At 65.3% G+C, this 16,595-nt stretch carries 14 protein-coding genes and 1 tRNA gene; 5 read left to right on the plus strand and 10 right to left on the minus strand.

The annotated features are described in order from the left end of the window. Nucleotides 1-480: 480 nt before the first annotated feature. The 8 genes from ACQR13_RS23805 to ACQR13_RS23840 form a co-directional block, all read right to left on the minus strand. Nucleotides 481-556: transfer RNA gene (locus ACQR13_RS23805), tRNA-Lys, on the minus strand. Between the two features lie 165 nt (nucleotides 557-721). Continuing rightward, the gene (locus tag ACQR13_RS23810; protein ID WP_315769039.1) at nucleotides 722-1,327 is read right to left on the minus strand and encodes a Spy/CpxP family protein refolding chaperone; all 606 of its coding nucleotides are present in this window, start codon (nucleotides 1,325-1,327) and stop codon (nucleotides 722-724) included. Between the two features lie 149 nt (nucleotides 1,328-1,476). Then, nucleotides 1,477-2,802: a TRAP transporter large permease gene (locus tag ACQR13_RS23815; protein ID WP_315769041.1), complete on the minus strand. Its 1,326-nt coding sequence runs from the start codon at nucleotides 2,800-2,802 to the stop codon at nucleotides 1,477-1,479. Beyond that, complete coding sequence (locus tag ACQR13_RS23820) at nucleotides 2,799-3,365, minus strand: TRAP transporter small permease (RefSeq protein ID WP_315752772.1); 567 nt, start codon at nucleotides 3,363-3,365, stop codon at nucleotides 2,799-2,801. The genes ACQR13_RS23815 and ACQR13_RS23820 overlap by 4 nt, the downstream gene beginning before the upstream one ends. 122 nt (nucleotides 3,366-3,487) lie before the next feature. Next, a complete protein-coding gene (locus tag ACQR13_RS23825; protein WP_315713282.1) occupies nucleotides 3,488-4,504 on the minus strand; it encodes a TRAP transporter substrate-binding protein in 1,017 nt (338 codons plus the stop codon). 299 nt (nucleotides 4,505-4,803) lie between these two features. Then, on the minus strand, nucleotides 4,804-6,381 hold the full coding sequence (locus tag ACQR13_RS23830) for a 2-isopropylmalate synthase (protein ID WP_315752771.1): 1,578 nt from the start codon (nucleotides 6,379-6,381) through the stop codon (nucleotides 4,804-4,806). Between the two features lie 112 nt (nucleotides 6,382-6,493). Then, nucleotides 6,494-6,619 carry a hypothetical protein gene (locus tag ACQR13_RS23835; RefSeq protein WP_284423887.1) on the minus strand — a complete coding sequence of 42 codons (126 nt, stop codon included), beginning with the start codon at nucleotides 6,617-6,619 and terminating at the stop codon, nucleotides 6,494-6,496. Nucleotides 6,620-6,929: 310 nt separating this feature from the next. Next, nucleotides 6,930-7,175 carry a hypothetical protein gene (locus tag ACQR13_RS23840; RefSeq protein WP_315752770.1) on the minus strand — a complete coding sequence of 82 codons (246 nt, stop codon included), beginning with the start codon at nucleotides 7,173-7,175 and terminating at the stop codon, nucleotides 6,930-6,932. 332 nt (nucleotides 7,176-7,507) lie between these two features. Between ACQR13_RS23840 and ACQR13_RS23845 the strand changes: the two genes are divergently transcribed. Beyond that, nucleotides 7,508-8,242, plus strand: a complete 735-nt coding sequence (locus ACQR13_RS23845) for an alpha/beta fold hydrolase (RefSeq protein WP_315752769.1) — start codon at nucleotides 7,508-7,510, stop codon at nucleotides 8,240-8,242. Between the two features lie 9 nt (nucleotides 8,243-8,251). Here the strand turns inward: ACQR13_RS23845 and ACQR13_RS23850 are convergent, their stop codons facing one another. Then, nucleotides 8,252-8,752 carry a hypothetical protein gene (locus ACQR13_RS23850; RefSeq protein WP_409977971.1) on the minus strand — a complete coding sequence of 167 codons (501 nt, stop codon included), beginning with the start codon at nucleotides 8,750-8,752 and terminating at the stop codon, nucleotides 8,252-8,254. A 134-nt stretch (nucleotides 8,753-8,886) separates the two neighbouring features. Between ACQR13_RS23850 and ACQR13_RS23855 the strand changes: the two genes are divergently transcribed. The 4 genes from ACQR13_RS23855 (at nucleotide 8,887) to ACQR13_RS23870 (ending at nucleotide 15,991) form a co-directional block, all read left to right on the plus strand. Beyond that, nucleotides 8,887-10,446 carry a serine hydrolase domain-containing protein gene (locus tag ACQR13_RS23855; protein ID WP_315769045.1) on the plus strand — a complete coding sequence of 520 codons (1,560 nt, stop codon included), beginning with the start codon at nucleotides 8,887-8,889 and terminating at the stop codon, nucleotides 10,444-10,446. A gap of 249 nt (nucleotides 10,447-10,695) precedes the next feature. After that, nucleotides 10,696-12,147: a sensor histidine kinase gene (locus ACQR13_RS23860; protein ID WP_315769047.1), complete on the plus strand. Its 1,452-nt coding sequence runs from the start codon at nucleotides 10,696-10,698 to the stop codon at nucleotides 12,145-12,147. 350 nt (nucleotides 12,148-12,497) lie between these two features. Then, nucleotides 12,498-14,798, plus strand: a complete 2,301-nt coding sequence (locus ACQR13_RS23865) for a TonB-dependent siderophore receptor (RefSeq protein ID WP_315769049.1) — start codon at nucleotides 12,498-12,500, stop codon at nucleotides 14,796-14,798. Nucleotides 14,799-14,815: 17 nt separating this feature from the next. Further along, entirely contained in the window at nucleotides 14,816-15,991 is a 1,176-nt protein-coding gene (locus tag ACQR13_RS23870) for a PepSY-associated TM helix domain-containing protein (RefSeq protein ID WP_316226124.1), read from the plus strand. Nucleotides 15,992-16,001: 10 nt separating this feature from the next. On the opposite strand, the gene ACQR13_RS23875 is transcribed toward ACQR13_RS23870, so the two are convergent. Next, nucleotides 16,002-16,565: an HXXEE domain-containing protein gene (locus ACQR13_RS23875; RefSeq protein WP_434863293.1), complete on the minus strand. Its 564-nt coding sequence runs from the start codon at nucleotides 16,563-16,565 to the stop codon at nucleotides 16,002-16,004. Nucleotides 16,566-16,595: the final 30 nt, after the last annotated feature.

Consider the following 16,595-nt stretch of genomic DNA (forward strand, 5'->3'; position numbering starts at 1 on the left):
GAATCACGCGCGCGTGGCGGCCAGCTCTTCGAGAAGCGCTACGGTAGCTGTCAGGCTTCGGCTCGGCGGCGTCATCTGATTGGCCACCTCGCGCGCGCGAGTGGCGCATCCTGGCTCCAGAACGGTCCGCAGGTCACGGCGAAGGGTCGCTTGCGTCGTTGCGGAAAACGACGCGAGGTGCCGACACCCAGGCGTCTGATCCGTGTCGCCCATACCGGCTGGTCGGCGCCGATCCAGAGGACAAGAGTTGGGACGTCGGAGCGAACGCTCGCGGCCATGGTGCCTGAGGTGCACCCCGACGGCACCAATCAACGTTCAAAGACATTGAGGCTGGACGCCACCGAAGATCGCGGCTGGCTAGCCGTACGTCCCCTGGTTCGCCTTTCAAACTATTGAGAGCAGACTGTCGAAAAACACCGTCTGAAAAACCGTTAGTTTTTCAACCTCAGACGGTGTTTCTGCATAAGTCTTTGAAAGGCTTGGTGGGCGCACTAGGGCTCGAACCTAGGACCCGCTGATTAAGAGTCAGCTGCTCTACCAACTGAGCTATGCGCCCGGATCTTGCATCCGGAGAAAGCCTTCCGCGAGAGCCGGTCGTTTAGCAAAGCGATTCCAGGATGTCCAGCGATCCCTGAGCATTTTTCGGCACTTTCGATGCAGAAAAACCGCCGGCGGGCGGCGGTTTTCCCCAAATGAAATCAGAAGGATCGTCAAACGGCTGTCAAAGCCGCCCGGACTCGCGTTCCTCCTCGGACCAGCCCATGTGGCCCATCGGTCCCGGGCCGAAGCGATGCTCGCCGAAGCGCGGACCATCCTCCATGCCGCCCTCGCCGCGCTCCATCCAGCGGTGATGGCGCAGACCGTCCGGTCCCATCATGCGCCCCATCGGCCGGGTCAGCATCGACAGCCGGCGCTTCTGGCCATCGTCGAGCGTCTTGTAGAGCGGGTCGGCGGCGTCGGCGACCTTCTTCATCGCATCCGCCGTGACCGCCATGGTGTCGGCACGCTCGCGCAGCCGCGCCACCGGATCGACATCCTTGTCCTGCGCCTCGTCGGCTGCCTTCATCCGCGCGTTGGCACGATCGAACCGCAGCTTGACGAGATCGCGCACCGCGCTCTCGACCGGCGGCCACAATTTCTCCTGCTCCGCCGTCAGCTTCAGGCCGGCATGGACGGAAGCGATGCGCGCATCGAGCATGGCGGCGCGATCTTCCGGATTCATGCGCGCATGATGCATGTGATCATGAAACCAGCCGCGCTGGGCGTAGACCGCGGTTGAGCCGGCGATGGCGAGCACGGCGACTGCGGCGATGGTGAACCTTCTCATGCCAACCTCCTTGGAAACTCGGATCAGCATGAGCCTGCCGTTCCGCGCCTTCAACTTACAGTTTGGACAGAGTGTACGACCTTACGAAGATGTAATTGCTTCAAATACCTTTCTGTTTTTGCAAATCAGTTTCAGTTTGTTGCCGCGCCTCAAAGCATCCCCAGCATGCGCGGCAACCACAGCGAGATTTCCGGCACGTAGGTGACGAGCGCGAGGAAGCCGAGCATCGTCAGCAGCCAGGGCATGACGGCGATGGTCAGTTCGGTGATGCCCATCTTGGCGATGCCGGAGGCCACGTAGAGGTTGAGCCCGACGGGCGGGTGGCACATGCCGACCTCCATGTTGACCACCATCAGGATGCCCAGATGCACCGGATGGATGCCGAGCTTGACCGCGACCGGGAACAGGATCGGCGCCATGATCAAGACGATCGAGGTCGCCTCCATCACGTTGCCGGCGAGCAGCAGGAGGATGTTGACGACCAAGAGGAACACGATCCAGTTGACGCCAGCCGCCGCCATCCAGTTGGCGATCTGCTGCGGGATGTTCTCATTGGCCATCAGGAACGAGAACAGCACGGCATTGGTGATGATGTAGAGGATCATCGCGCTCATGTTGGCCGAGCCGAGCAGCACCTTCGGCACGTCCTTCAGCGACATGTCGCGATAGACGAACACCGCGATGACGAAGGCATAGACGGCGCTGACGGCCGCGGCCTCGGTCGGCGTGAACTTGCCGGTGTAGATGCCGCCGAGCACGATCACGATCAGCAGCAGGCCCCAGACGCATTTGCGGAAGGCCGTGAAGCGCTCGGCCCAGCTCGCCCGCGGCATCCGTGGATAGTCGTTCTTCCAGGCCCGGTAGAAGGTCGTGAGGCCGAGCAGGCTCGCCAGCATCAGCCCGGGGATAACCCCGGCGATGAACAGCTGACCGACAGAGGCCGAGGAGACGCGATGACCGGCCGGATCGAGCGCGATGCTGCCGCCGGTCGCGACCGCATAGACCACCATCACGATCGAGGGCGGGATCAGGATGCCGAGCGCGCCTGACGTCGTGATGACGCCGGCGCCAAAGCGCTTGGGAAAGCCCTGCTTGACCATCGCCGGCAGCATGATCGAGCCGATCGCGATCACGGTCGCCGGCGAGGAGCCGGAGACGGCGGCGAACAGCGCACAGGCCACGACGCCGGCAAGGCCGAGGCCGCCATACCAGTGCCCGACCATCGAGGTCGCGAAGTTGATCATCCTTCGGGCGACGCCGCCATGGGTCAGGAAATTGCCGGCGAGGATGAAGAACGGGATCGCCATGATCTCGAAATTGTCGATGCCCGTGAACAGCTTCAGCGCGACCGATTCGGTCGGCACGTTCGTCATGAAGAACACGAACGACAGCACGGTGAGGCCGAGCGCGATCGAGATCGGCATGCCCGTCAGCATCAGGAAGATGAGCAGGCTGAAGATGAGGAGGCTGCTCATCGCAGCGCCTCCGTCGCCGTCGGGTCGACGCCTTCGACATAGGCGTGGTCGTGATGCGGCAGCTCGTCGTGGCGCAGATAGTGCCAGGCGACCTGCAGGAAGCGGAAGCACATCAGATAGGAGCCGAGCGGGATGCAGAGATAGACCAGCCAGCTCGGCAGCTCCATGTCGGGCGTCACCTGGTCGGTCTGCGACAGGCCGTAGACGAACTTGGCGCCCATCGTGCCGATGATGGAGGTGAACAGCGCTCCGCACAGCAGGCCGAACAGGATGGTCACCTTGCGCAGCGATGGCCGCATCATGTTGACGACGACGTCGACGCCGACATGGATGCCCGTGCGCACGCCGTAGGCGGCGCCGAACTTGGCCATCCACACGAACATGTAGATGCAGAGCTCCTGTGCCCAGGACAGGTCGATCGGAAACAGGATGGGATAGAGGAAGGGCACGCCGACCAGATAGCGGTGCAGCACGGCCACGAAGATGATCGAGGTCGCCGCCGCGATCAGGAATGCGATCAGGATCTCCTCGAGCCGATCGAGGATGCGCAACAGAAAGCCCAAGTCCCCTCCCCCACAATCAAAACGTCCGCGGCGCTTGGCTGCGCCGTCTGCCTTCTTGCGCGCCGAGTGCTTCGCCCCCTCGGTGCGCGGGCCATTGTCCGCGCACCGCTCGTCTCACGCCATCAGTTGGTCGAGCCGCGCGTCTCCTTCAGGAACTCGTCGATCAGCGGCTGGCCGACGCGCCCCGCGACGTCCTTGTACACCGGCATCATCGCCTTGCGCATCGCCTCGTCCTGGGCCGGCGTCAGCTTGACCAGCTCGGTCTTGCCGGACTTGCGGATCTCCTCGAGCGCGTCGTCGTTCTCCTTCGCCGACTGGTTGTTGCCGTAGGCGGTCGCTTCCTTCATCGCCTTCTCGCAGGCGGCGCGGATATCCGGCGGCAGGCCGTCCCAGAACTTCTTGTTCACGACCACGACGTAGCCGATGTAGCCGTGATTGGTCAGCGTGATGTACTTCTGCACCTCGTGCATCTTCTGGGTATAGATGTTCGAGGGCGTGTTCTCCTGGCCGTCGACGACGCCGGTCTGCAGCGCCTGGTAGACTTCGGAGAAGGCCATCACCTGCGGGATGGCGCCGAGGGTGCGGAATTGCGCGTCCAGCACCTTCGAGGACTGGATGCGGAACTTCAGACCCTTGTAGTCGGCGGGATCGACGAGCTTCTTGTTGGCGCTCATCTGCTTGAAGCCGTTGTCCCAGTAGGCGAGCCCGATCATTCCCTTGGGCTCGAGCAGCTTCAGCAGCCTGGTGCCGAGCGGGCCGTCGGTCACCTTCCGCAGGGTGGCGAGGTCGGGCAGGATGTAGGGCAGATCGAACACCTCGAATTCCTTGATGCCGATCGGGCCGAACTTGGAGTTCGAAGGCGCCAGCATCTGCACCGCGCCGAGCTGCAGCGCCTCGAGCTCTTCCTTGTCCTTGTAGAGCTGCGAGTTCGGATAGACTTCGACCTTGACCTTCCCGTCGGTGTATTTCTCGGCCAGCTCCTTGAACTTGTCGGCGGCGAGGCCCTTCGGGGTGTTCGAGGCCACCACGTGGCTGAACTTGATCACGATCGGATTGTCGGCGGCGAGGGCCGGGCCGGCCAGAGCGAGCACCGCGAGCGAGGCGGCGGTGGCGATCACGTGGCGAAACTTGAAGTGCAAGGTGTCCTCCCGACGTTTCGGGGGACATTGCAATGACGCCCCCGCTTTGTATGCCAAGGACATTGTTAGCGGGTCGACGGCCGGAATGCCATTGACCGTTAGCCGCAGAGGCGGGGATTCCCATGCCGCAGCGCAAAAAGTGGTGGTGACTGTCATTCCGGGGCAGCCGCGCAAGCGGCTGAGCCCGGAATCCGGAGGTTATTGGCGCGGGCGCAAGCCAAGCTCGGGATTCCGGGTTCGACGCTGCGCGTCGCCCCGGAATGACGAAGCAAGGTTCGGCCCAACCGACGATCGTGAACTCAGCTCGCCGCTGCGGCCGCCGTACCCGCGCCCTGCGCCACGTCGCGCTGGCGCTTCATGACCAGCTTGTTGAGCGCCCCCAGATAGGCCTTGGCCGAGGCCACCAGCGTATCCGGATCCGCCGCGCGCGCGGTCATCGAGCGGCCGTCCTGCGACAGCCGCACCGAGACCTCGGCCTGCGCATCGGTGCCCTCGGTCACGGCATGGACCTGGTACAATTCCAGCTTGGCCTCGTGCGGCACCAGCGACTTGATGCAGTTGAAGACGGCATCGACCGGCCCGTTGCCCTCGCTCTCCTCGATCTTGGTCACGCCGTCGACGTCGAGCTTCATGGTGGCGCGCTGCGGGCCGCGGGTGCCCGCAATCACCGACAGCGACAGCAGCTTGATGCGGTCATGGGCGCTCACCATGCCCTCGTCGATCAGCGCCTCGATGTCCTCGTCATAGATGTGCTTCTTGCGGTCGGCCAAAGCCTTGAAGCGGACGAAGGCGTCCTCGACCTGGTTGCCCGCCAGCTTGTGGCCCATCTCCTCCAGCTTGTGGATGAAGGCATGGCGGCCGGAATGCTTGCCCATCACCAGCGAGGTCTGCTTCACGCCGACCGTCTCCGGCAGCATGATCTCGTAGGTCTGCGCGTTCTTCAGCATGCCGTCCTGATGGATGCCGCTCTCATGCGCGAACGCATTGCGGCCGACGATGGCCTTGTTGTACTGCACCGGGAACGAGGTCGCGGCCGAGACCACCTTGGAGGCGTGGGTGAGCTGCGTGGTGTCGATCTTGTTCCAGTACGGCAGCTTGTCGTTGCGCACGCGCATCGCCATCACGACCTCTTCCAGGGCCGCATTGCCGGCGCGCTCGCCGATGCCGTTGATGGTGCATTCGATCTGGCGGGCGCCGGCGCGCACGCCGGCCATCGAGTTGGCGACCGCCATGCCCAGGTCGTTGTGGCAATGGACCGAGAATACCGCCTTGTCGGAGTTCGGCACGCTCTCGCGCACGCGCTTGAACAGGTCGTAATACTCCTCCGGCACGGCATAGCCGACGGTATCCGGAATGTTGATGGTGGTCGCGCCGGCCCTGATCGCGGCCTCGACGCAGCGGCACAGGAAGTCGAACTCGGTACGGGTGCCGTCCTCGGACGACCATTCGACGTCGTCGGTGTGGTTGCGCGCGCGGGTCACCGAGGAGATCACCAGTTCGTAGACCTGCTGCGGGTCCATCTGCAGCTTGTACTTCATGTGCACCGGCGAGGTGGACAGGAAGGTGTGGATGCGGCCGCGCCTGGCCGGGCGGATCGCCTCGGCGCAACGGTCGATGTCCTTGGCGCCGGCGCGCGACAGGCCGCAGACCACGGCGTTCTGGGTGCGCTTGGCGATCTCGTTGACGGCCTCGAAGTCACCGTCGGAGGCGATCGGGAAGCCGGCCTCGATGATGTCGACGCCCATGCCGTCCAGCATGGCGGCGATGTTGAGCTTCTCCTCGAACGTCATGGTGGCGCCGGGGCACTGCTCGCCATCGCGCAAAGTGGTGTCGAAAATGACGACGCGGTCCTTGTCGGACTGAACGGGATTGGACATCTGCTTTCCTCGAACTTTTCGGGTGGTGCGCGTGGCTTCCAGAGGCGCTGAAGGGTGTTTCGGTGTCGAAGCAGCCCCCTGAGTGCCCAGGCGCATCCCGCCCAGCCGGCCCTCAGGGGCAGCTAAGAAGCAGAAGCTCGATCGCGCCGATCAGGTCGGCGGGCTGCAGCGCGGCGAGCGCGATCGTCCGGGCGTCTGCCCCGGCGATGGCCTCGATCTCTGCGCTGCGAATCAGCATTGCCAAACCCTTTGCGAGAACACGAAAACTGTGCGGCAAAACCGTTGACGGTTTGTTGCCGAGGTGCCCTCGACAGCGCTTTTACTGGGAATGGGAGGGTCTCGCAACGCCGAATAATGGTCAGGAGAGGTGACGTATTCGGGCAGTCCCGCGCCGCTCTCCCTATAAATCTCTCCCTATGAACAGTGTCATCCCGGGCAAGGCCGCCAACGCGCCAGCGTTGGTGAACGCCGACCCGGGATCCGTACGCCGCGGCGGATTTGGCTGGGCGAGTTGGAGCGGCCATCCTGCCTCGCAGATCTCCCTGGGGTTATGGATCCCGGATCGGCGCACGCGTGACCGCGCGCTTGTCCGGGATGACGGTGAGGGTGTGGTTGTCGGCATCTGCACCAGCACGCATTTCACGCTCCCGCGACACATCCGTGCCCGAGTTGTTCACCCGCATCGTACCCTCTTCCATCAGAGGGTGCAGGGAAGACCGGGCGTCTGCCGACACCCGCGGCCCCCGTGCGATAGAAAATGCACGGGGCAGGAACCACAGGATCGGCCAGGACATCCCGGCCTTCCCTGCGCAACGGCTTTACGGCTTACTTCGCGCTCTCCCTGGGGACCGGGCTTTCTTGCCCCCATCATCCGCACCGCTGCTTCGCGCAACGGCACGAACTTGACCTCAGCATCGGGAGGCCAGGACCACACGACTTCGCCGTCCGCAAAACGCCGGTCGTCCACCGGCGCCTCACGGCCATCGCTCCCCGCACTCCACGTATCGTGACGACGCGTACGCCCCTCTTCGATGAGGCGGGATGACGTAGAGAAGCACGTTTTCTGAAAAAAGGAAAGAGGAAATTTCGTCGAATACGAAGATCGAGCGTGTGGTACCATGACCTCATGACAAACCGCATCTTCGTCCACGGCGTGCCGGACACGCCCGCAATCTGGGGCCCGCTGATCGCGGCGCTCGGCGAGACCGTGGCAGTGCCTGCCCTGCCCGGCTTCGACGGCGATGCACCTCCGGGCTTCGCCTGCACCAAGGACGCCTACGCCGACTGGCTGGTCGCGCTGCTGGAAGCGCAGCATGCGGCGGTCGGGCCGCTCGACCTGGTCGGGCATGATTGGGGCGCGCTGCTGGTGCTGCGCGCGGCATCGCTGCGGCCGGGGCTGGTGCGCTCCTGGGCGGTCGCTGGCGGCGCACTCGATCCGGACTATCGGGGACATCGCATCGCGCGGATCTGGAATACGCCCGTGCTCGGCGAGATATTCATGGCGGTGTCGTCGCAAGCTGCCATGGCACGGATGTTCCGGCAGAGCGGATTGCCATCGGAGCTGGCGGCGCGCGAAGCCACGGCATGGCAGGCTCCGATGCGCCGGGCGATCCTCGCGCTGTATCGCTCCGCCGACGGTCTGTGCTTCAAGGGCGACTGGATCGCGCGGCTCGAACAGCTGCCGCGGCGTGGACTGGTGATCTCGGGCACACAGGATCCGTTCGTGCCGCTCGACACGCTCAGCCGGTTCGCGCAAGCGCACGGCGCGCGGCTTCATGTCGAGCCGGACGCCGGCCACTGGAGCATCGTCGAGCGGCCGCAGAGCATCGCGGCCGTGCTGCGGGCGTATTGGGCGGAATGAGCACCAGTCCTATTGCGACAGGGCTGAGACCAGCGCATCGCCGATTACATTGGCAATCTCCTGCTCGTGGCCGGGGTATGCGCGAAACACGTATTGTTGCCCGAGGAGTTGAGTTTGCTTCTCGACGTTCCAAATCCGAAGCGAGACTTTGTGACGGCCATCGCTGAGGAGCGCGGCATTGCCGACCAGCACGAGATCAAAGTGCAGATCTCGCGATTTCTCGAATTGCGGCAGCAGAATATCCGGATGACCTGGGCTTGCCATCGGGACAGGCTCTTCGACGACCCGGAGCGACGGCATTGCGTGGAATCGCGCGCGTAGCGCGCTCGTCAGAAGGGCGGCATCATCTTCCGCCTCAGGCGTCATCGCATGCAGCTCGGGCACCGCGATCACGCGTTCGCCTTCGGCCGAAGCAGGTCGCGCCAGGACCGTGAGCAGAGCCGCGACGGCAAATGCAACACCAAGAAAAACGTCATGAAAACGTCGAAGTATGCCGGCCTGCATGGTCACTTCAATCCTCATCTCAATCTACGCCCGAGCAATGGGCCGGCTCTTCGACGTGCGCGCCGGCTATCACACAATCTTTGATGGATTGCGGTCCTCTGATACCATAACCTGAAAGTCGCTCATCGGAGACATTCGACATGGCGCGTCTCAAGACCGGACTTTGGTTGTTCTCGGCGCTGCTGGTGGCCCGGCTCTTCTCCAGCGCAGCCTTCGCCGAGGACTTGAGCCTCGCCCGCTTTCCTCAATCCGACTGGGCGACCGCCACGCCTGAGGACGAAGGGATGGATTCGGCGGCCCTCGCAAAACTCGTCGCTTCCGGTAAGGCGATGAGGTTCGACAGCCTGCTGATCGCGCGCCACGGCCGGGTCGTGCTCGATGCGTCCTATGCACCGTACAACGCCGACGAGCCGCACATCATCAATTCCGCGACCAAAGCCGTGGTCTCGACGCTGATTGCGATGCTGCTCAAGGACGGCGTGCTCGACAGTCTCGATCATCCGGTGCTCGACTTCTTCAAGGATCGCAAGATCGACAATGTCGACGCGCGCAAGCAGGCGCTCACGGTGCAGCACCTGCTCAACATGACCTCCGGGTTCGACTGGGACGAGGGTTATAGCGGCGGCGCCGAGACATCCCTCTACGAGATGGGCCGGAGTCCGGATTGGGTGCAGTACATCCTCGACAGGCCGATGGCGCAAGCGCCCGGCGAGACGTTCTACTACAACAGCGGCAACTCGCATCTGCTCTCCGCGATCGTCACGAAGCTCACCGGCAAGAGCGCGGAGGACTTCGCCAAGGAGAGGCTGTTTGGGCCGCTCGGGATCACCGAGCACGCCTGGTTCAAGGATGCCCAGGGAATTTCCGCCGGCGGTTTCGGGCTGGCGCTGAAGCCGCGCGACATGGCGAAGATCGGCTACCTCTATCTGCGGCGCGGCCGCTGGGGCGAGCAGCAATTGCTGCCGCCGGACTGGATCGAAGCCGTCAACCACGCCACCGTCAGCATGAATGCGAAGTTCGATCCGGGGCTCTCCTACGCCGATCAGTTCTGGGCCCTGCCGGACAAACACGTGTTCATGGCGGTCGGCTACCACTGCCAGGTCATCATGGTACTGCCCGACCGCGACATCGTGGCGGTGATGACCGCGCGCGAGTTCTGTCCATTCCGCAAGCTCGCCAACACCATTTCGGCGACTGTGACGTCTGACAGCGCCCTGCCTGCGGCGCCGGAAGCGGCAGCCGCGCTCGCCGCTGATGTCCGCGAGGTCGCGACGGAAACCCGAGGCCCGGTCGGAGCCGTGCCGGAGATGGCGGCTTCCATCTCGGGCAAGACCTACAGCTTCCCGCCCGGCCCGCTCGGCATCAACACGATCAAGCTGGACCTCACGGGACCGGAACCGCAGGTCACCTGGGACATCCCCTCGCGGGACCGCGCCGGAGGCACGGTGCATCTGCAGAGCCCGATCGGCCTCGATGGCCTCTATCGCAAGACCGCGCCGCCCCATCCCTGGCAGCCCTTCACCTACCGGGCCATGAAGGGCAGCTGGATCGACGCCACGACCTTCGTGATCGACGCCCAGTTCATTGGCCAGGGCGAGGAGCGCAATTGGCGGCTCAGCTTCGACGGCGACAAGGTGATGTTCCGAACGAAGGGCCGCTACGGCAAGGACGTAGTGGTCGAGGGTCATGCGGCGCCATGAGTCCTCGGCGGCTCTGCGCAGCCTGACGAAAGTCGAGCGCAAATGCTGCAGCACTGATCGGCTCCGTTCGGCTGGGCGGAGACATGCCGCACGGCGAGAATTGGAACAGTTCTCATAGCGCTCTGCGTGCCGCGGGCGGCGGATGCGATCTCCCGTCGTTTTCTCAAACAGATCATCTCGTGTATGTCTGCCCTCCCGCCGAGGCTCTCACTCCGCGGCGGGGGATCGTTTTTCGATTGCGGTGGCATAATGTTGGGATTGCTGGAGCGTCTGGGTCTCCGTTTCGAGGATACCGTCGAGGAGCGGCGTTTCGTCGACCATTACGTCCGCGGCAGCACCGGCTGGACGCAGATCGCGATGCTGCTCGGCGCCCTCACCTTTGCCGGCTACACGCTGTGGGACTGGGTGCTCTATCCCGAGATCGTGCCGACCACGTTCGCGATCCGCGGCGGGACCGCCGCGCTGGTGCTGCTGCCGCTGACGGCTTTGCTGTCGACGCCGGCGCGCCGATGGGCCGAGCCGATTCACCTGGTCTATTGCGTGATCCCCGGTTGCGTGCTGCCGACGATCTACTGGGTGCTGCCGTCGGGCTTCACTTACTCCGCGGCCGGCATGATCATCGTCATCCTGTTCGTCTCCACCATGCTGCCGTTGCGCACCGGCTCCTACGCGATCTTCTGTGCAACGAGCTGGAGCGCGCTGGCGGTGGCCGAGAGTCTTGCGACCGAGCCGCTGCCGCCCGGCCTGCGCTTCATCGATCATTCGCTGGTCGGCAATGCCTGCCTGCTCTCGCTCTATGCCGTCGGCGCGCGCGAGTACCAGGCGCGCAAGCAGTTCCGCACCGCGGAGGCGCTGCAGCGGGAGAAGGAGCGCTCCGAGGCCTCGCTCCGCGATCTGCATGCCACGCAGGCCCATCTGGTGCAGGCGGAGAAGCTGGCCTCGCTCGGCCAGCTCGTCGCCGGTGTCGGCCACGAGGTCTCAACCCCGCTCGGGCTGGCGCTGACCACGTCGACGGCGATGGAAGACGACGTCGAGGCGATCGCGCGCATGCTTGGCGGCGGCCCGGTGCGGCGCTCGGATCTGGCGAGGGGCGTCGCTCGGCTGCAGCAGGGCCTGCATTTGACGACGCAGAGCCTGCACCGCGCCTCCGAGATGGTACACAGCTTCAAGCAGGTCGCCGTCGACCAGGCCAACGAGGCGCTGCAGACCTTCGAGCTGCAGAGCTGGATGACCGATCACGTCACCAAGCTCCGCCCGCTGTTGATGCGCCAGGGCCTGACGGTCGTGCTCTCTTGCCCGGAGGGCATCGTGCTCACCAGCTATCCCGGTGCACTCGGACAGGTCATCAGCATCCTCGCCTTCAATGCGGCGACGCATGCCTATCCCGGCGACATCAGCGGCGTCTTCACCGTGGAGGTCGCACAGCCCGGCGACGATTCGGTGCGCATCGTCTGCGCCGATCAGGGCGTCGGCATGCGCGACCAGGTTCGCGGGCGGGTGTTCGACCCGTTCTTCACCACGCGCCGCGAGAAGGGCAATGCCGGCCTCGGCCTGCACATCGCCTTCAACCTCGTGGCATCCACACTCGGCGGCCGCATCGAGCTCGACAGCCAGCCGCAGCAGGGCACGCGCATCACGCTGGACATTCCGCTGATCGGACCAGGCAAGCCGGCCGAGCTGGAACTCGCCGCCGCACAATAGGCTCGGGGGCGCGCCCGCATCAACGACCGGTCCCAAGCGTTGAGAGTCCTCGGCACGCAGTCCCGGAAAACGAGACCAGCAGCGCTCCGTCCGCAGCTTGGGTGCAGCGCTTATCGCGCATCATATCGTGCACGATCATGGATCACTCCGCGTCGATCGTGATCATCAAATGCGCAATGCCGCAAAGACGCCGCGACCTGCGCATCTCCGAACCAATTAGAACAATTCAACACCGCATGGCTTAGAGCAATTCAATCCGGCGTGTTGTGTCTTTCGCTGCACTGCGTTGCTAGACGTCGCATCGAGCTGACCGTTCCCTCGAACGGTGCGACGTGGAAGTGCAGTAGACGATGACGAAGTGTGAAGGCCGGCGCGATGCGCGCGCTCGTACCGGCATGCGTGGCGCGATTGCGCTCGTGAGTGCTCTGACCGCAGACCTCCTCTGGTCCCCCTCTCCCGTGTTTGCGCAGGCGACGCTGCCGCCGGTGACGGTCGACGTGCCGGCGCCGAAGCGCAAGCCTGCGAGCGCCGCCAGCGCGCCGCAGCGCCAGGCGCGCGCGCTACCGTCACGACGCGCGATGCCGCCGCCGCCGATGCCGACACGCGCGGAACGCGCCGCGGCCGAGGCCGTAGTCCTCGACGCCGCCAAGCTCAACTACCGCGCCATGCCGAGCGCGACCACGCTGCGCAGCGGCGCCTCGCCGCTCGACACCGCGCAATCCGTCAACGTCGTGCCCGAACAGGTGATCAGGGACCAGTTGCCGCGCAACATCGACGACGCGCTCGCCAATATCAGCGGCGTCACCCAGGCCAACACGCTCGCCGGCACGCAGGACGCGGTGATGCGTCGCGGCTTCGGCGACAACCGCGACGGCTCGATCATGCGCAACGGCCTGCCGCTGGTGCAGAGCCGCAGCCTCAATGCGGCCGTGGAGAGCGTCGAGGTGCTGAAGGGCCCGGCCTCGCTGCTCTACGGCATCATGGATCCCGGCGGCATCGTCAACACCATCAGCAAGCGCCCCGAGCTTTATCAGCACGGCTCGGTGACGCTCCTCGGCTCGGCCTATGCCAACAACCGGACCGGCGCCGACGGCACGATCGACGTCACCGGCCCGATCGGCGACGGCGGCCTCGCCTATCGCTTCATCGGCTACGGCGTCAGCGAGGATTACTGGCGCAATTTCGGCCGCCATCGCGAGATGCTGGTGGCGCCGTCGCTCGCCTGGTACGGCGACACGACCACGGTCCAGCTCAACTACGAGCATCGCGAGTTCATCACCCCGTTCGATCGCGGCACCGCCTTCATAAATGGCGCACCGCTCGCGATCCCCGCGACGCGGCGGCTCGACGAGCCCTTCAACAACACATGGGGGCAGTCCGACCTGGTCCAGGCCTCGGTCGAGCAGAAGCTCAACGACGATTGGAAGCTCACCGCGGCCTACAGCTACAACACCGAGAGCTCCAGCGCCAACCAGCTGCGCATCACCGCGATCGATGCGAAGGGCAAGGAGACCCGCAGCAACGACGGCACCTGGGGCTCGCTCAGCCGGGTCAGCTACGGCACGTCCTACATCCAGGGCGCCTTCTGGCTCGGCGGCCTGCGCAACGAGGTGCTGTTCGGCGGCGACGCGCAATATCGCACGATCTATCGCCAGGACCTGATCCGCGACAAGGTCACGAGCGTGTTCAATGTCTACAACCCGGTCTACGGGCTGATCCAACCCGGCACGCTGGTCTCGGCCAGCGACAGCGACCAGACCGACAAGCTCGGCCAGTATTCGCTGTTCGTGCAGGACACGCTGCATCTCACCGACAAGCTCTCCTTCGTCGGCGGCGTGCGCTACATGGACTACGAGCAGATCGCCGGCCGCGGCCGGCCGTTCAAGGCCAATACCAACGTCGCCGCCGACACCGTGCTGCCGCTCGGCGGCGCCATCCTCAAGCTCAACGAGCAGGTGTCGCTCTACGCCAGCTACACCAAGAGCCTGAAACCGAACTCGACCATCGCGCCGCTCACGGGCGGCGTGGTGCTCGGCTCCAACATCGCACCGGAGCAAGGCACGGCGTGGGAGACCGGCTTCAAGTTCGATCTCGACAAGAGGCTGTCCGGTACCGTCGCGGTCTACGACATCGACAAGCAGAACGTGCTGGTGTCGCAGACCAATGCCAGCAACGTCGTCGAATACACCACCGCCGGCAAGGTGCGCTCGCGCGGCGCCGAGGTCGACGTCAGCGGCAAGATCGCCGAGCACTGGACCATGATCGGAAGCTACGGCTACACCGATGCCAGGGTCACGGACGACCCGGTCTATCGCGGCAACCGCCTGCAGAACGTCGCGCTCAACACCGCCTCGCTCTACCTCGTCTACGATTTCGGCACGGCGCTGCCGGGCCAGCTCAGGCTCGGCGGCGGCGCGCGCTATGTCGGCGACCGCGCCGGCGACGCCGCCAACAGCTTCGTGCTGCCGTCCTACGTCGTCGCCGACGTGTTCGCGAGCTACGAGACCAAGCACCATAACCTGCCGGTGCTCTACCAGCTCAACGTCAAGAACCTGTTCGACAACGTCTACTACCCCTCGGCCAACAGCGCGCTGACCGTCGCGGTCGGCGATGCGAGGCGGGTGTCGCTGTCGGCGACGGTGAAGTTCTGAGCCAAGGAGAAGCGTGCGTGACGTCCTTCAGCATCAAACCCGCGCTGCTGCAGATCCACTCTGTCCTGGGTCTTGCGGCCGCGCTGATCCTCTCCCTCTTGGGCATCACCGGCGCGATCATGGGTTTCGAGGACGAGATCCAGGCCGGTCTCAACGCCAAACTGTCCCACGTCGCGCCGCGTACGGAAGCGCCGCTTTCGCCCGCCGAGCTGGTGGCGCGGCTGCAGGCTGATCCGGCGCTCGGCAAGGTCTCGGCGATCACGCTGTCGCGCGATCCCTCCGTCGCCGCGCTCGTCCGCTTCGCGCGCAAGGATGACGGCGGCCGCTCCTCCTCGCTGCTGGTCGATCCGTATGACGGCCGCGTGCTCGGTGAGCCCCGCGGCGAGGCGTTCTTCACGACCGTGCGCCACCTGCATCGCTGGCTGCTGCTGCCGGGCGACGGCAACGGCGCCGGCCGCCAGATCACCGGCGCCGCGGTGCTCGGACTCGTCGTGCTGCTGATCACGGGCCTCGTGCTGCGCTGGCCGCGTCGGGCGAGCAGCGCAGCACTGTGGCTGAAGCCGCAGCTCGGACTGAGCGGCCGCGGCCTGCATCGCTCGCTGCACAGCGTGATCGGCACATGGGTGCTGCCGGTCTATCTGGTGATCGCGCTGACCGGGCTGTCCTATTCCTACGCCTGGTACAAGGACGGCCTGACCTGGCTGCTCGCGCCGGCGACATCAGGAGCGCCGATGCCGGGCAAGGCTCCGCGCGAGGGTCGCTCCGGGTCTGCAGAAGCAAAGCCTGTCGCGCTCGATCTGGTCTGGGCCACGTTGCGTGAGCAGATCGGGGATCGCTTCGCGGTGATGCAGCTCACCTTGCCGGCGGGCGCCGGCGCGGCGGTGCGCGTGCGCGCCTGGCCGAGCGAGGCGCATGACGGCCGGCGCGACGAATTCCGTATCGACGGCGCGACGGGCCGGCTGCTCGCGGCCGAGCGTTACGCCGACAAGACCGCCGGCGAGCGCGTGCTCGCCCGCATCCTGGATATCCACCGCGGCAGCATTCTCGGCTGGCCCGGCCAGCTCGCCTTCATGCTCGCCGCCGCGCTGATGCCGCTGTTCGCTGTCACGGGCACGCTGCTCTATCTGTCGCGGCGGCGCTTGCGGCGGCCGACGCAGTCGGCACGCGCTGTCCAGCTCGTTCCCGGCGAATGAGGCCGCGCGCTCAGGCTGCGGCGCGGGCATGCGACGCGCGCCGGATGGCGTTGGCCGCGATGATGACGTGCAGTAGCAGCGACAGGCCGAAGCCGAGGGCATGCTGGGCAGCCGTCGCCGGGATGGTGAGGACCGTCACGAGGCCGAGCGGAATGAACAGCACGATGCCGGTGACGAGGCCGGGATTGTAGCCACGGAAGCGCAGCGCCGGACCGATATGGCCGAGCGAGTTGACGAGCATCAGATAGGGCGCGACCAGCGCCCAGGCCGGGCCGGCGATCCAGGCGACATAGAGCGCAATCAGGTCGATGCCCCAGACCGCGCCGCAATTGACCCAGAGCACGTCGATCGTGGTCAGCGCCTCGCGGCCGCCGAACATCACGGTGTTGACGAAGCTGCGGAAGCGGTCGCCGGTGTGCTCCTCGACCTGATGGATCATGTAGCCCGGCGAATGCAGGAAGATCAGCAGCAGCGCGAGCGGCCAGTCGGCCGCCAGCAGCGGTACCAGCGCCAGCAGCGCTGCGGCCATGAACGCGGCACCGGCAACCCAGTGACGGGAGAGAAGGTCCAGCATCAGCGAGTGATGCGCGAGTCGGCTGAACTT

It is taken from the genome of Bradyrhizobium sp. HKCCYLRH3059, from assembly GCF_051168035.1.
Lineage (GTDB): Bacteria > Pseudomonadota > Alphaproteobacteria > Rhizobiales > Xanthobacteraceae > Bradyrhizobium.

What these genes read in the sequence shown, in the direction of transcription:
- ACQR13_RS23865 (WP_315769049.1), top strand. Translation starts at nt 12,498, where the DNA reads ATGACGAAGTGTGAAGGCCGGCGCGATGCGCGCGCTCGTACCGGCATG.
- ACQR13_RS23810 (WP_315769039.1), bottom strand. Translation starts at nt 1,327, where the DNA reads ATGAGAAGGTTCACCATCGCCGCAGTCGCCGTGCTCGCCATCGCCGGC.
- ACQR13_RS23845 (WP_315752769.1), top strand. Translation starts at nt 7,508, where the DNA reads ATGACAAACCGCATCTTCGTCCACGGCGTGCCGGACACGCCCGCAATC.
- ACQR13_RS23830 (WP_315752771.1), bottom strand. Translation starts at nt 6,381, where the DNA reads ATGTCCAATCCCGTTCAGTCCGACAAGGACCGCGTCGTCATTTTCGAC.
- ACQR13_RS23875 (WP_434863293.1), bottom strand. Translation starts at nt 16,565, where the DNA reads ATGCTGGACCTTCTCTCCCGTCACTGGGTTGCCGGTGCCGCGTTCATG.
- ACQR13_RS23840 (WP_315752770.1), bottom strand. Translation starts at nt 7,175, where the DNA reads ATGTCCTGGCCGATCCTGTGGTTCCTGCCCCGTGCATTTTCTATCGCA.
- ACQR13_RS23855 (WP_315769045.1), top strand. Translation starts at nt 8,887, where the DNA reads ATGGCGCGTCTCAAGACCGGACTTTGGTTGTTCTCGGCGCTGCTGGTG.
- ACQR13_RS23860 (WP_315769047.1), top strand. Translation starts at nt 10,696, where the DNA reads ATGTTGGGATTGCTGGAGCGTCTGGGTCTCCGTTTCGAGGATACCGTC.
- ACQR13_RS23835 (WP_284423887.1), bottom strand. Translation starts at nt 6,619, where the DNA reads ATGCTGATTCGCAGCGCAGAGATCGAGGCCATCGCCGGGGCAGACGCC.
- ACQR13_RS23815 (WP_315769041.1), bottom strand. Translation starts at nt 2,802, where the DNA reads ATGAGCAGCCTCCTCATCTTCAGCCTGCTCATCTTCCTGATGCTGACG.